At 72.2% G+C, this 13,735-nt stretch carries 13 protein-coding genes and 4 tRNA genes; 7 read left to right on the forward strand and 10 right to left on the reverse strand.

Going from position 1 to position 13,735, the window contains the following annotated elements; genetic code table 11:
• Positions 1-10: 10 nt before the first annotated feature.
• Entirely contained in the window at positions 11-535 is a 525-nt protein-coding gene (locus tag OHU35_RS20170) for a MarR family winged helix-turn-helix transcriptional regulator (protein ID WP_405506248.1), read from the forward strand.
• A gap of 28 nt (positions 536-563) precedes the next feature.
• Here OHU35_RS20170 and OHU35_RS20175 read toward each other — a convergent pair whose 3' ends face one another.
• The 5 genes from OHU35_RS20175 to OHU35_RS20195 all read right to left on the reverse strand — a co-directional run bounded on the left by OHU35_RS20175 (position 564) and on the right by OHU35_RS20195 (position 4,691).
• Complete coding sequence (locus OHU35_RS20175; protein ID WP_189727334.1) at positions 564-1,613, reverse strand: ATP-binding SpoIIE family protein phosphatase; 1,050 nt, start codon at positions 1,611-1,613, stop codon at positions 564-566.
• Complete coding sequence (locus tag OHU35_RS20180) at positions 1,613-2,056, reverse strand: anti-sigma regulatory factor (protein ID WP_189727333.1); 444 nt, start codon at positions 2,054-2,056, stop codon at positions 1,613-1,615. Before OHU35_RS20180 ends, OHU35_RS20175 begins: the two co-directional genes overlap by 1 nt.
• Positions 2,056-2,475 carry an STAS domain-containing protein gene (locus OHU35_RS20185; RefSeq protein ID WP_229873180.1) on the reverse strand — a complete coding sequence of 140 codons (420 nt, stop codon included), beginning with the start codon at positions 2,473-2,475 and terminating at the stop codon, positions 2,056-2,058. The genes OHU35_RS20180 and OHU35_RS20185 overlap by 1 nt, the downstream gene beginning before the upstream one ends.
• Complete coding sequence (locus OHU35_RS20190; protein ID WP_189727332.1) at positions 2,472-3,389, reverse strand: STAS domain-containing protein; 918 nt, start codon at positions 3,387-3,389, stop codon at positions 2,472-2,474. The genes OHU35_RS20185 and OHU35_RS20190 overlap by 4 nt, the downstream gene beginning before the upstream one ends.
• A gap of 141 nt (positions 3,390-3,530) precedes the next feature.
• On the reverse strand, positions 3,531-4,691 hold the full coding sequence (locus OHU35_RS20195; RefSeq protein WP_189727375.1) for a PP2C family protein-serine/threonine phosphatase: 1,161 nt from the start codon (positions 4,689-4,691) through the stop codon (positions 3,531-3,533).
• Positions 4,692-4,834: 143 nt separating this feature from the next.
• Between OHU35_RS20195 and OHU35_RS20200 the strand changes: the two genes are divergently transcribed.
• Entirely contained in the window at positions 4,835-5,338 is a 504-nt protein-coding gene (locus OHU35_RS20200) for a MarR family transcriptional regulator (protein WP_189727331.1), read from the forward strand.
• Between the two features lie 205 nt (positions 5,339-5,543).
• Positions 5,544-6,404, forward strand: a complete 861-nt coding sequence (locus OHU35_RS20205; protein WP_189727330.1) for an RNA polymerase sigma factor SigF — start codon at positions 5,544-5,546, stop codon at positions 6,402-6,404.
• A gap of 59 nt (positions 6,405-6,463) precedes the next feature.
• On the opposite strand, the gene OHU35_RS20210 is transcribed toward OHU35_RS20205, so the two are convergent.
• The 4 genes from OHU35_RS20210 to OHU35_RS20225 all read right to left on the reverse strand — a co-directional run bounded on the left by OHU35_RS20210 (position 6,464) and on the right by OHU35_RS20225 (position 10,147).
• Positions 6,464-6,536: transfer RNA gene (locus tag OHU35_RS20210), tRNA-Lys, on the reverse strand.
• A 154-nt stretch (positions 6,537-6,690) separates the two neighbouring features.
• A complete protein-coding gene (locus OHU35_RS20215; protein WP_233878590.1) occupies positions 6,691-8,853 on the reverse strand; it encodes a DEAD/DEAH box helicase in 2,163 nt (720 codons plus the stop codon).
• A gap of 322 nt (positions 8,854-9,175) precedes the next feature.
• Positions 9,176-9,709 (reverse strand): hypothetical protein, encoded by a 534-nt coding sequence (locus OHU35_RS20220; protein WP_189727329.1) that lies wholly within the window; start codon positions 9,707-9,709, stop codon positions 9,176-9,178.
• An 87-nt stretch (positions 9,710-9,796) separates the two neighbouring features.
• The gene (locus tag OHU35_RS20225) at positions 9,797-10,147 is read right to left on the reverse strand and encodes a metallopeptidase family protein (protein ID WP_184593542.1); all 351 of its coding nucleotides are present in this window, start codon (positions 10,145-10,147) and stop codon (positions 9,797-9,799) included.
• An 83-nt stretch (positions 10,148-10,230) separates the two neighbouring features.
• Between OHU35_RS20225 and OHU35_RS20230 the strand changes: the two genes are divergently transcribed.
• The 4 genes from OHU35_RS20230 to OHU35_RS20245 all read left to right on the forward strand — a co-directional run bounded on the left by OHU35_RS20230 (position 10,231) and on the right by OHU35_RS20245 (position 12,177).
• Complete coding sequence (locus OHU35_RS20230; RefSeq protein ID WP_189727328.1) at positions 10,231-11,814, forward strand: metallophosphoesterase; 1,584 nt, start codon at positions 10,231-10,233, stop codon at positions 11,812-11,814.
• Positions 11,815-11,894: 80 nt separating this feature from the next.
• Positions 11,895-11,967: transfer RNA gene (locus OHU35_RS20235), tRNA-Glu, on the forward strand.
• A gap of 37 nt (positions 11,968-12,004) precedes the next feature.
• Positions 12,005-12,079 (forward strand) — tRNA-Asp (locus OHU35_RS20240).
• Between the two features lie 24 nt (positions 12,080-12,103).
• Positions 12,104-12,177, forward strand: a tRNA-Phe gene (locus OHU35_RS20245).
• 67 nt (positions 12,178-12,244) lie between these two features.
• Here the strand turns inward: OHU35_RS20245 and OHU35_RS20250 are convergent.
• Positions 12,245-13,726 (reverse strand): FAD-dependent monooxygenase, encoded by a 1,482-nt coding sequence (locus OHU35_RS20250; RefSeq protein ID WP_189727327.1) that lies wholly within the window; start codon positions 13,724-13,726, stop codon positions 12,245-12,247.
• Between the last annotated feature and the right edge of the window lie 9 nt (positions 13,727-13,735).

Consider the following 13,735-nt stretch of genomic DNA (forward strand, 5'->3'; position numbering starts at 1 on the left):
GTGACGTTTCGTGACCGATCTCGGCGCCCCGGGCGACCCCTGTGCGAGGGGACCGGACGACGGCCCGAAGGCCGTCGCGTCACAGGTCGCCGATGCCGTGGACCGTCTGACGGCCCTGTGGTCGGTCGCCGCCCAGGAGGCGTCCCTGCGCCTGTCCCCGCACCAGCTGCGGGCGCTGCGCACCGTGGAGGCGGCAGCCGGCCTGAACGTCACGGCCCTGGCGGACGAGCTGGACATCGGCCTCCCCACGGCCAGCCGGCTCTGCGACCGGCTCGCGGCGGCCGGCCTGCTGGAACGGGCCCCGCACCCGGGTACCCGCCGCGAGGTGCAGCTGTGGCTCACCCCGCACGGCCGGCATGTCCTGAGCGATGTCGCGGGCCGCCGGACCGAGGCCCTGGCCACGGCGCTGGCGGCGATGGAACCGGCGGAACGGGTGGCTCTGAGCCGGGGGTTGCTGGGATTCCTGGCGGCGCGGGACGGGGTCGTGCCGCGCCCTGAAGGAACCGACGGAACCGACGGGGACGGGCGGAACTGACGGCCAGTGAGGGCGGCAGAAGGCGAGTTCAGGCCCCAGAGCCGGGCCGGCCACCCAGTACGGCCACACACGTATCGTCCCGCACCGGCAGGGCCGCGCTCCCGGCGTCCCGCAGCACCGCCACGGCCACCACCGCCGGGTCGCAGGAGAGGAGCACGCCGTCGTCGGGCGGCGTCCAGCGGCCGGGCAGACCGTCACTGTGCAGGACGAGCAGGCTGTCCTCCTGCCACGGAACGCGCTGCACGGGCACGGACGCCGGGGCTTGCGCGCCCACGATGCCGGGGTGGGACAGCAGTGGCTTCCAGGAGCCGCCGGTGCGCAGCCGGCCGCCGACGTTGCCGACCCCGGCGAAGCTCAACTGCCCGGATGAGAGGTCGAGTTGGGCCACGGCGACGGCCGCGCCCCGGGTGGGCCGCAGGGTCCTGCCCAGACGCCGCAGGATCTCGGCGGGCGGCAGGTCGGCCACTCCGCGCAGTTCGGCCACGGCCGCGCCGGACGCCTCGGCGGCCTTGGGCCCGTGGCCGAGCCCGTCGGCGAGCAGGAGGGTCACGCGGTCGCCGTCGTACACCCGGCTCCACGCGTCGCCGGAGTGCTCGGCCCGGCCGAGGGGGACGTTGACGCCGCCCACGCGCGGGCCCGGCGTGGGCCGCGCCCCCTTGACGGCCCGCTCATGGCCGATGCGGGCCACGGCCACGGTGCCCCGCCCCGGGGCGCTGTGCAGGTCGAAGTCGTTCGCTATGCGCCGGCACGTGCCGAGGCCGGCGCCCAGGGAGGACGCGGTGGTGTAGCCGTCGCGCATCGCCGCCGCGATGTCCGGGATGCCGGGGCCGTGATCGAGCGAGACGAGCTGCACGGACGTCTCCGGAGTGCCGTCCCGGCCGCGCTCGACGAGGTTGATGACGACGCGTCCGCCGTCGGCGTGCCGCAGCAGGTTGGTCGCCAGCTCCGTCGCCACGAGCGCGGCGGTCGCCGTGCGGGGCGCGGGAAGCCCGGCGCAGGCGCTGGCCTCCTCGGCCGCCACACGGACGTCCCGCACCCGGGTCGAGTCGTCCACCGGCACGTCCCACACCCTGCTCATCAGGGCCCCGGCCGGGACGGCGGTACGGCGGCGGCCCAGGCGGTGACGGTGACGGTGGTCCCCTCGCCGGGCCGGCTGTGCACCTCGAACTCGTGGACCAGCCGCTTGGCCCCGCTCATGCCGAGACCGAGCCCGCCGCCGCTGGTGTAGCCGTCGGTCATCGCCTGGTCCAGATCGCGGATACCGGGCCCGGTGTCGACGAAGGCCAGCCGCAGTCCGCTCGACGCCCCGAGGCCCAGCGGAGTGATCTCCACATGGCCGCCCCCGCCGTGGACGAGGGTGTTGCGGGCCAGTTCGCTGGCAGCCGTGACGAGCTTGGTCTGCTGCACCAGCCCGAAACCGAGCTCGGCGGCGGCCTGCCGTACCTGCTGCCGTACCCAGGCCAGATCGGCGTCCGAACCGATCGGCAGGCTCGTCGGCGCGGCATGGCGGGAGGCCTGCATCAGGGACTCCCCTCACTGTGACGCTCACCGGCGGCGAGCAGCTCCATCGCGCGTTCGACGTCCAGGGCCGTACGCAGTCCCGGCAGGGTGAGCCCCAGTTCGACCAGGGTGATCGCCACCGCCGGGCGCATCCCGGCCAGCACCGTACGGGCGGCCAGCAGTCCGGCTCCGGCGGCGATCTCGGCGAGGACCCGCCCCAGGAACGAGTCGACCATGTCCACGCCGGAGATGTCGATGACCACCCCGGTCACCCGCGTGTGCGCGATCCGGGCCGTGATGTCCTGCTGGAGCTGCTCGGCCATCCCGTCGTGCAGCTCTCCCTGAAGGGTGACCAGCAGCGTGTCGCCCAGCTGGAGGACCGGCACCGTGAAGGCGTGTCCCCCCGCGTGTCCGGGCACCGCCGGCCCGGACCCGGTCACCGGACCCCCGCGTCGGCCGCCGGGCCGGCTGACCGGAGCGGAGCGATCTCGACGCCCTGCCGGCTGAGCGCGTAGGCCAGCGCGTCCTCCAGGCTCGAGCGCGTGAGCACCGTGCCGAGGTCGATGCCCAGGTGGACGATGGTCTGGGCGATCGCGGGCCGGATCCCGGAGACGATGCACTCGGCGCCCATCAGCCGGGCCGCCGCCACCGTCTTCATCAGATGCTGGGCGACCAGCGAGTCGACCGTGGGCACGCCGGTGATGTCGAGGATGGCGAACCGGGCACGCTCGGCGACGATCGCGTCCAGCAGGCTCTCCATGACCACCTGGCTGCGCGCGCTGTCCAGCGTGCCGATCAGCGGCACGGCGACGGTGCCGTCCCAGAGCTTGATCACCGGGGTGGCCGCTTCGAGCAGCTGCTCGCGCTGCCGTGCGATCAGCTCCTCGCCCGCGCTGACCATCGTCTCCATCACGACCATGCGTAGCGTGCCCATGAGCACCGTCAGGGCCAGCACGCCGTCCTGGGCGTCGGGGGCGTACGGGTCCGGGAACTCTGCGCGCAGCAGTTCCGTCACCGGTTCGCGCAGGGCGGCCACCTCGTCGGCGACCCCGTCCGGGTCGATCCCCGTACGGGTGCGGGAGGCCGCCATCCGGCCCAACTGGTCGCGCACCGGCTCGAATCCGGGCGCCCTGATGTCCTCGATCCGCCCGGAAGCCGCCACCGCCGCCAGCGCGGCGGCCACGGACCTGCCCGCATCCACGGCCTCGTCCCGTGAGACGGTGAAGACCGTGCGGAACAGCGCGGCGTCCGCCCATCGTTGGGCGACCTGCTCGCGACGCCGTTCGAGAAAGGCGCTCACCTGGTAATGGGCCGGCTCCTGTTCCGTGTTCCGTTCCGACTCCGACACTTGCATCGCTCCCTTGCACGGGCCAGACCGAGGTCGCGTCACGGCGCCTCAGCCGTTACTTGCCGTATGACAAACATTAGTGCCGACGCGGGGCAACACCAAACAACTGCCCACCGTCGCCCCCCCGACCTGCGCCTTCCCCGTCCCTCATCGACCACGCCAGTCCAGACACACCACCAGGGCGTCGTCGTCCGCGACGGGCCTGCCGCGGTGGCCGCTCAGTTCGCGCAGGACGGCCCGGGGCACATCGGCGGCCGGGAGCAGCCGGGTCGACTGGATCGCCCGGGCCAGGGCGCTGTCGCCGTACGCCTCTCCGCCCGGGGAGGCGACGTCGTACACCCCGTCGCTGACGAAGACGAGCCGGTCACCGGGCTCGGCCAGGAACTCCTGGGCCACGTAGTCGGTCTCCTCGAACATGCCGAGCGGCAACTGGGCATCGAAGTCCACCCGCTCCACCGCACCCCGGCGCAGCCGCAGCAGTCGCGGGGACCCGGCGTCCACCGCCCGGACCCGCCCGGTGGCCAGATCGAAGTCGAGCATCAGCACGGACAGGTAGCAGCGGCCCCGGTAGTGCGCGTACACCGCCTGGTCGGCCAGGGCGGCCTGGTCGGCGAGGGGGAGACCGGCCCGGCGCGCGTTGCGCAGGGCGTTGATCGCCAGGTTGGTCAGCAGGGAGGCCTCGATGCCCTCGCCCATGCCGTTGGTGACGTAGAGGCTCAGCCGGTCGGCCGTGGCGGACCAGTCGAAGTTGTCGCCGAAGATCGCGTACGCCGGTTCCAGCTGCGCGCCCAGCTCGTACTCGGGGCGGGCGCAGGAGCGGCCCGGCAGCAGCTGCCACTGCATCTCGGCGGCCAGGGTGAGGCGGTCCCGGCGGCGTGCCTGGAGGTACAGGTCGGTGTCCCGCTCGGCCACGACGACCTCGTGCCCCAGCACCTGGGCGATCTCGGCCAGTTCGCCGAGGCAGCCGTCGGCGTGCTCGCCGCCCGGCAGGACGACGGTGAGCACACCGAGCCGGTCGCCGCGCACGGTGACCGGCAGATGCGCACGGACGAGCTCACCCGAAAGGGCCTCCACACAGGGCTCCTGAGCCCCGAAGGCCCGGCCCGCCGGGCTGTTGTGCACGGACACCGGCTGGAGGGTGTGCGGCAGCACGGACACCGGCTGAAGCACGGTCAGTCCGTAGTCGGCCAGGAAAAGCTCGACGGAGTCCGCCGCGTACTGATCGGTCAGTACACGACGGACCGCGTCCAGCAGCTGATGGGGGGCCGCCGTGCGCAGGGCGCGCTCGGCGGCCACGAATCTGTTCACGATCGTCGTCACGATGGTCGACACACCAATCCTTGGTCTGAATGCGGTCCGATTGCGAGGTGGGCGGCTGTGCCCCTGACCGGGTCACCCCTGGCTCCCCGCGCGCCTAGTACGCTGACGGCCACCCCGGTGCCTGCGAGAGTGTGACTGTGACTTCCCTCCGACCCCGCCCTGAGCCAGCAGAGGTCGCACGTGTGACCTCCACGGCCGCGGAGTTGCTGGAAGTCCTCTGGGGCCGGGCCTCGACGGCACCCGCCTCCGCCTCCCAGTTGCGCGTGCTGCTCATCCTCGAACACCACGAGGGCATCAACCTGCGCACGCTCGCCGACTCCCTGGCCTCCACGCCGCCCTCGACGAGCCGGCTGTGCGACCGGCTGCAGGCGACCGGGTTCGTCGAGCGCGTGGTGAGTCCGGTGGACCGGCGCGAGGTACGCCTGCGCCTCAGCAGCCGGGGCCGTACGTTCCTCGCCGACCTGCGCGTACGACGGGAGCAGGCGCTGCGCGCGGTGCTCGACCAGATGCCCGCGGCCAAGCGGGTCGCGCTGCTGCAGGGTCTCGAGGCGTTCTGCGACGTGGCGGCGGCCCGGATACACGATGCCTCCGACAGCGCCGACGACTCCCGCTCGCCCGACACCCGGTCTGCCTGAACTCCTCCCCGCCACGCCGCCCCACCCTCCTGTCCCGTGCCGTCGCAGACTTCTGCGAGTACCCCGACACCGCCCCGACCTGCGCCGACTGTGGTCTACATCTCGATGGGGCATATGCGGGGCATGAGCCCGGCGGCTGCGGGTAGCGGCGCTAGAGGTGGCCTGTCGGGGAATGGGAGCGGGCCGGGACTACGAGGGAGGGCCCGTGACGACGACCACACGCATCGGCACGACGACGGATTCCGGCACCGAGACCAGCGAGGTGCTGCCCCGGATCGCCGAGCCGCAGAAGCTCGCCCCGCAGGACGCGCGCGGGCTGACCGGACAGTTCCTGGACCGGCTCGCCGTACTGGAGGAGGGCACTCCCGAGTACCAGTACGCGCGCAACACGCTCATCGAGATGAACATGTCGCTGGTGCGGTTCGCGGCCCGCCGGTTCCGCGGCAGCGGCCAGGCGATGGAGGACGTCGTCCAGGTCGGCATCATCGGGCTGATCAAGGCGATCGACCGTTTCGAGGTCTCCCGCGAGGTGCAGTTCACCAGCTTCGCGGTGCCCTACATCGTCGGCGAGATCAAGCGGTTCTTCCGCGACACGTCCTGGGCCGTGCACGTGCCGCGCCGGCTGCAGGAGGCCCGTACGGAACTCGCCAAGGCCACCGAGGAGCTGGCCTCCCGCCTCGGCCGCGCGCCCCGGGTCGCCGAACTCGCGGCGCTGATGAACATCACCGAGGAGCAGGTCGTCGAGGCCCAAGTCGCGGCGAACGGCTACCTCTCCTCGTCCCTCGACGCGACGGTCGGCGGCGACGCGGACGAAAGCGACGCGACGCTCTCGGAGTTCATCGGCGAGGAGGACCCGGCCCTCGAACTGGTCGAGGACTTCCACGCCCTCGCTCCCCTGCTCGCCGAACTCGACGAACGCCAGCGCCTCATCCTCCACCTGCGCTTCGTCGAAGAACTCACCCAGGCCGACATCGGCGCCCGCCTCGGCATCTCCCAGATGCACGTGTCCCGCCTCATCTCCCGGACGGTGGCACGGCTGCGGGCGGGGATGCTGACGACGGGCTGAGCCGCCCGGAGAACGACTCGAGCCCCAGTTCAGAGACTCTCTGAACTGGGGCTCTTCGGTAGGCCCTGTGGGACTCGAACCCACAACCAATGGATTAAAAGTCCACTGCTCTGCCAATTGAGCTAAGGGCCCGGGTGATGTTGCCCCCACGAGCATAGCCGGACGACGGCGAGTCTCCGATCGGGTATCGGATCGTGCCGGTCACCCACCACCGTACGGGACCGAAAGCAGAGCGCCGTGGTCCGCCCGTCGGGGCGGGGGCCACGGCGCTCCACACGGCTAGGCGTCAGCCGTTGCGCTTCCAGCGCGGCTTGTCCTCGCGGCGGCCGAAGGAGCCGCCGCCGCGGTGGTCGTCACGACGGCCGTTCGGGCGGTCGTGGCCGCCGGAGCGGTAGCCCGGGCTACCGCCCGGACGGTCGTCCCGGCGGTCCCGGTTGAAGGGACGGTCGCTGCCGCGGTGCCCACCGCGCTCGTCACGGCGGAAGCCCGGGCGGTCGTCCCGGCGGTCCCGGTTGAAGCCACCCCGGTCGTCACGACGCTCGAACGAACGGCCACCACGGTCACCACCGCGGTCACGGTCGAAGGAACGCCCACCACGGTCGCCACCACGGTCACGGTCCCGGTTGAAGCCACCCCGGTCGTCACGACGCTCGAACGAACGACCGCCACGGTCACCACCGCGGTCACGGTCGAAGGAACGCCCACCACGGTCGCCACCACGGTCACGGTCCCGGTTGAAGCCACCCCGGTCGTCACGACGCTCGAACGAACGACCGCCACGGTCACCACCGCGGTCACGGTCGAAGGAACGCCCGCCACGGTCGCCACCACGGTCACGGTCGAAGGACCGCTCCCGGTCGGCGTACCGGTCACGGCCGTAGCCGCCGCCACGCTCCTCGCGCCGCTCCCGGCGCTCGTACGACGGGGCGGACGCAGAAGGCGCCGACGACTCCGCGCGCTCCTCGCGCGCGACGTCCTGCGCGGTCGGCTGCTCCGGCACCGACACCTCGACACCCGCCGGAACGTCCCCGGTCTTGGCGGACTCGACGGCCGCCGCGGGCTCCTCGCCGCGCTCGCGCGCGACCCGCGCGAGCAGCCGGTCGGACTCCTCACGCAGCTCGTTCGCACGCCGCTGCGCCCGCTCCAGCTCCTTGGTGAGCTGCGCGACCTCACGCTCGGCCTGCTGCGCGGAGTTGCCCACGGACTCGGCCTGGACCTCGGTCATCGACCGGGCGCCGGTGATCTCGGCGACCTCCGGGTCGAAGGCCGCGCCGCCCTGGATGATGTGGCGCCCGGCGTCGACGCCAGCGTCCTCCATCAGCCGGAAGATCTGACGCCGCTGGTGCGGGAGCGAGAGGGAGACGACGGTGCCCGTGCGGCCGGCACGCGCCGTACGGCCCGCCCGGTGCAGGTAGTCCTTGTGGTCCCCGGCCGGGTCCACGTTCAGCACCAGGTCGATGCCGTCGACGTGGATGCCGCGGGCGGCGACGTCGGTCGCGACGAGCGCGTTGACGTAGCCCTTCTTGAAGTCCTCCAGCACGCGGGTGCGCGCGCCCTGCGTCATTCCGCCGTGCAGCGCGTCGGCCTTCACGCCGGAGTCGCAGAGCTGCTCGGCGATACGGTCGGCGCCCAGCTGGGTGCGGACGAAGATGATCGTGCGGCCCTTACGGGAGGCGACCGCGGCGGTGACCGGCGCCTTGTCCTTGGGCTTCACGATGAGGATGTGGTGCGACATGGTCGTGACGTTGCCCTGGGCGCTGTCGACCTCGTGCGTGACCGGGTCGCTCAGGTAGCGCTTGACCAGCGTGGAGATCTCGTTCTCCATCGTGGCCGAGAACAGCATGCGCTGACCGCCCGCCGGGACCTGGTCGAGCAGCTCGGTGACCTCGGGCAGGAAGCCCAGGTCCGACATCTGGTCGGCCTCGTCGAGGACGGCGATCTGCACGTTCTCCAGGGAGCAGGCACCGCGGTTGATGATGTCGCGCAGCCGGCCGGGGGTGGCGACGAGGACGTCGACGCCGCGCTCCAGGGCGTAGATCTGGTTGCCCATCGACGTACCGCCGCAGACGACCTTCATCTTCAGGCCGAGGACGTCGCCGTAGGGCTGGAGCGCGTCGGCGACCTGCATGGCGAGCTCACGCGTCGGCGTGAGGATGACGGCCCGGGGCTTGTGCTTCTCGGTGCGGCCGCCGGCGAGCGTCGCCAGGGTCGGCAGACCGAAGGAGAGGGTCTTGCCGGAGCCGGTGCGGCCACGGCCGAGGATGTCCTTGCCGGCCAGGGCGTCCGGAATGGTCGCGGCCTGGATGGGGAAGGGGGTGGTCACGCCGTTCTGTGCGAGCTTGCGCACGACGCCCTCGGGCAGGCCGAGGTCGGCGAAGGTTACTTCGGGGGTGGTGTCGGCTGCCTCGTTCTCGGGCACGACGACGTGATCAGTACTGGCGATGGACATGCGAATGCGAAACCTTCCGGAGTCTCCGTCGGCACGCGCCCGTCAACTCCGTGATTCGCGATTCGCAATACGACCGCCTCAATGCGGTCCACCACGGCAAGGGAGAGTACGCGCCACACGGCGCGCTCTGTAGTGGCGCCGGGCAAGAATGGGTTCAAACGATCTGCCACCATACGCACTCCGGGCCCCGTAAGGCAAACCGGACTCCGTAGGAGACAGCAGGGACGCCCTCCCTGGGCCAGTGGCCCGGAGAACCTCCCGTCGGCTGTCAACCGACCACCCCCAGAGTATGTTCCCGCCGCGACGAGGTTCACAGCGGGGGCTACGCCGGTGCCCCCGCCTCCGGAGCCGGCTCCCGCTGCGCCAGCTGCGGCCCCGGCGGCTCGTGCGCCGACGACGACGGCTCGGGCGTCGGCTCCGGCGATGCCGTCGGCTCGGGCGGTGTCGGCGTGGGCTCCGGTTCGGCCGTCCGGGTGGGAGTGGGCGGCGCCGGCGGCTTCGGCGTCGGCTTGGCCGGCTTCCCCGGCTTGCCGCCTCCCGGCGCGGGCGCGCTCACCGCGGCGGACGGGGACGCCTCGGGAGACGCCGACTCCCCGGGCCTGCCGCGCTCGCCCTTCTTGCCCTTCTTCCCCTTGCCGCGCCCGTGCTTGCCGTCGGCCGCCGCCGGACCGACGCCGGCGCCGCCGCCCGACACCGCCGGCCCGCCGTCGGGCCCCTCCCCCGCGCGCTGCCCCGCGGAGTGCGACGGCTTGGCGCTCCCGCCCGCGCCGTCGTCGCCGACGCTCATGCAGCCGGCGGCGGCGGCGACGGCCACGACCGTGGCGGCCAGGCGGACGGGTACGTACAAGGGGCGCACGGGGCCACCTCCGGGAAGGGTGATGGAGTCAACACCTCCAACTCCCGCCGCCCGCAAGAGGACACGCGCCCCGCGTTCACATCACGCTCAGCCGTAGCCCAGGGCGTGAAGGCGCTCGTCGTCGATGCCGAAGTGGTGCGCGATCTCGTGCACCACGGTGACCTCCGTCTCCGCGACGACGTCCTCCCGCGACTCGCACATCCGCAGGGTCGGGTTCCGGTAGATCGTGATCCGGTCGGGCAGCACACCGGCGTACCACTCCCCCCGGTCGGTCAGCGGAGTCCCCTCGTAGAGCCCGAGCAGCTCGGGATCGTCCGCCGGCGGTTCGTCCTCGACGAACACCGCGACGTTGTCCATCAGTCGCGTCAACTCCGGCGGGATCCGGTCGAGCGCCTCGGCGACCAGTTCCTCGAACTCCTCGCGCGTCATCTCCAGCACAGGCCCATTGTCGGCCACGACCCGGCCGTACGAGAGCCATCCGGCGTCGCATATCCGCCCCGGGACTTGGGCATACGGGATCAATGGCCCGCGTCCCCGCCGCAGTCCGGAGTGTCCTGAACCCGATCCGCAAGCCCCCTCGCGCCCTGGCCCGCCGCTACCGCTCCCGTCAGGCGCCCACCACGATCGAGCTCGTACGGCAGCCGCACCCGTGGGCCCGGGCGGCCGGACTCGTGGCCGTCGTCCTCCTCGGCGCCTGGCTGGGGCTGCTGGTCGTGGGCAACGTCAGGGTCCCGGTCGGCCCGATGAACACCACCATGACCCTGCGGCCCTCCTTCACCGGCGGCACCAAGATCAATGTCTCGCCGCTGGGCGCCCTGGCGCTGGACAGCCACAACGCCCCCGTCCGTCTGGACGTGAACGTCGACCAGCTCGACCCGGATCGCTCCCAGGCTCTGGTCGACCACCCCGAACGCCTTTCCGGCCTCCAGGACGAGGTCACCGAGGACGTCGGCCGCGGCACCCTCGACCTGGCCGTCCGCTCGAGCGTCGCCGTCGTCGCCGGGGCCACCGCCCTCGGCCTCGCGGTCTACCGCCGCCCGCGCCGCGCCCTGGCCGCCGGCGGCCTCGCCCTCACCCTCCTCGCCGCCTCGGGCGGCACGGCCTACGCCACCTGGCGCCCCGACTCCGTCCTGGAACCCAAGTTCTCCGGCCTGCTCACGTCGGCCCCCTCCCTGGTCGGCAACGCGCGCAGCATCGTCACCGAATTCGACGTCTACCAGAAGGAATTGGCCCGCCTGGTCACCAACGTGACCAAGCTCTACGACGCCACCTCGACGCTCCCCGCCTACGCGCCCGACCCCTCCACCATCCGGGTCCTGCACGTCTCCGACATCCACCTCAACCCGGCGAGCTGGAAGATCATCGCCTCGCTCGTGGAGCAGTACAAGGTGGACGTGATCGTCGACTCGGGCGACACGATGGACCACGGAACGGCCGCCGAGAACGGCTTCCTGGACCCCATCGAGGACCTCGGTGCCCCCTACGTCTGGGTCCGCGGCAACCACGACTCGATGCTCACCCAGCAGTATCTGGAGGACCTGAGGAACGTCCACGTCCTGGACGACGGCCGGGCGAAGACGATCAAGGGCCTGCGTTTCGCGGGCATCGGCGATCCGCAGTACACGCCGGACCGCTCGAAGCAGATCGGCGCCGCACAGTCCCAGGAACTGGCGGGTGCCCGGCTGGCCACGGCCCTGCGCGATCAGCGCACGGCCGGCACCCCGGTGGACGTCGCCGTCGCCCATGAACCGGCGGCGGTGCGCGAGGTCGACGGCGAGGTCCCGCTGGCCCTGGCCGGCCATCTCCACCACGACGAGACGGAGGTCCTGAAGTACGGCACCCGACTGCGCATCGAGGGCTCCACCGGCGGCAGCGGCCTGCGCGCCATCGAGGGCAAGCACCCGGACCCCATCGAGGCGTCGATCCTGTACTTCGACCGGGACTCCCGTCTCCTCCAGGCCTGGGACGAGATCGAGCTGGGCGGCCTCGGCCTCACGACGGCCGAGGTCAGCCGCCACCTGCCGGAGGAGAACCAGCCCGGCGCGAACCCGTCACCGAGCCCCTCGAGCACCCCCACGGAGGGCACCCCCTCCGCCTCCCCCTAAACCGTTTTGGCGATAGCTCCCGCCATCCCATATGCTTCTCACGTCCCCGACGCGCTGAGAAGCGCGCAGGCGGGCCGATAGCCCTCATCGTCTAGCGGCCTAGGACGCCGCCCTTTCAAGGCGGTAGCACGGGTTCGAATCCCGTTGGGGGCACGCAATACCCTGTGCGACACTGTCGTACGACAAGCTTGGTCCTGTGGAGCAGTTTGGAGTGCTCGCCACCCTGTCAAGGTGGAGGCCGCGGGTTCAAATCCCGTCAGGACCGCTGAGGTTTCACGTGAAACCTCGTGGCTGGGTAGCTCAGTTGGTACGAGCGTCCGCCTGAAAAGCGGAAGGTCGCCGGTTCGACCCCGGCCCCAGCCACCGCCGCCCGTTCAGGGCATGAGCCCCTCTCCGCCATTACCGGAGAGGGGCTCAGTCATGTCGTGGTTCATGTCGATGCCACGTCCTGCCGAGGGCCGAGCCAGGTGGTCAGAGCGGTCAGCAGCGCGTCGTGGTCATGGTCGCCCGCGGCCCATGCGATGTATCCGTCCGGGCGGACCAGCAGCAGCGCCGGGGCCTTCGAGCCGGCGGCCGGGGCGACGGTGATCGCCCGTCCCTCCCAGCCCGTCACCTCGGGGAACCGGCTGACGAGCACGAAGCGGCAGGCGCGCAGTGCCTCGTACAGCCGCGTCGCGGAGCCGGTGCCGGTGCCTGCGCCCTGGGCGAGTTCCAGGTCGGGAGCGCGCCGACCGGTGCTGGGGTGGGTGCCGGAGGGTGCCGGGTAGGAGATGGCGAGCCCCGTCGCCTTGGCCGCCATACGGTCGGCCACCGGTGGCAGTGCGGCGGCGGCGCGCGAGAGCAGGTTCATGGCGGTGCTCAGCACGGGCGAATGGATCAGCGCCAGCCGCATCATCCTGCCGCTGTCCCGGATCACCTCCCGCCCGATCGGGTGCCGCTCGGCCTGATACCCGTCGAGCAGTCCCTCCGGCGCCCACCCGCGTACCACCGCCGCCAGCCGCCAGGCGAGATTGGCGGCGTCCTGCAAGCCGGTGTTCATGCCCTGACCGCCGGCCGGAGAGTGCACATGCGCGGCGTCGCCCGCGAGCAGCACCCGCCCGAGCCGGTACCGCGGCACCTGGCGCTCGTCGGTCTGGAAGCGGGACAGCCAGCGCGGGTCGTGCATGCCGAAGTCGGTCCCGAGGGCCTTGCGGGTGATCGTCCGCACGTCCTCCAGATCGAGAGGGGCCTCGACCGGCAGCTGCTTGCCGCGGTCCCAGGCGACCACCCGGTGCCAGCCGTCGCCCAGCGGGGAGACGAAGGCGATCCCCTCCCGGACCGCGTTCGCCACCGGCATGGCCTGCGGCACGGCCAGCCGGACATCGGCGAGCATCACCGAGCGCAGCGCGGCCCGGCCGGGGAACGGAAACCCCAGCGCCCGGCGCACGACGCTGTTCATGCCGTCCGCGCCGACCAGGTAACCGGCACGCCGTGTCCGCGGTGTGCCGTCGGCCCGGCACACGGTCACGCTCACACCGTCGGCGTCCTGCTCGACCCCGGTGACGTCCGCGCCGGCCACCACATCGGCGCCGAGCGCCTCGGCACGCTTCGCCAGCACCGCCTCGGTCGCGTACTGAGGGGTCAGCAGCATGTAGGGGAATCTGCTCGGCAGCCGCCTCAGATCCAGCTGGGCGTCCCCGATCATCTGGAGCTTGCCGATCTGGACACCGCCGGCGACGAGTTCGTCGGCGACGCCCCGGGCGTCCAGCAGTTCGAGCGTCCGGGCATGGACCGCGAAGGCGCGGGTCAGCTGGGACCTCTCGGTGCGACGCTCGAGCACCGTGACGGAAACGCCCGCCGCGGCAAGGTCTCCGGCGAGCATCAGACCGGTGGGACCGGCACCCACGATCAGGACTTCGGTGGCTTCGGGCATGGGACGGGA

Origin of the sequence: Streptomyces purpurascens, from assembly GCF_045040895.1 — a bacterium.
Lineage (GTDB): Bacteria > Actinomycetota > Actinomycetes > Streptomycetales > Streptomycetaceae > Streptomyces > Streptomyces purpurascens.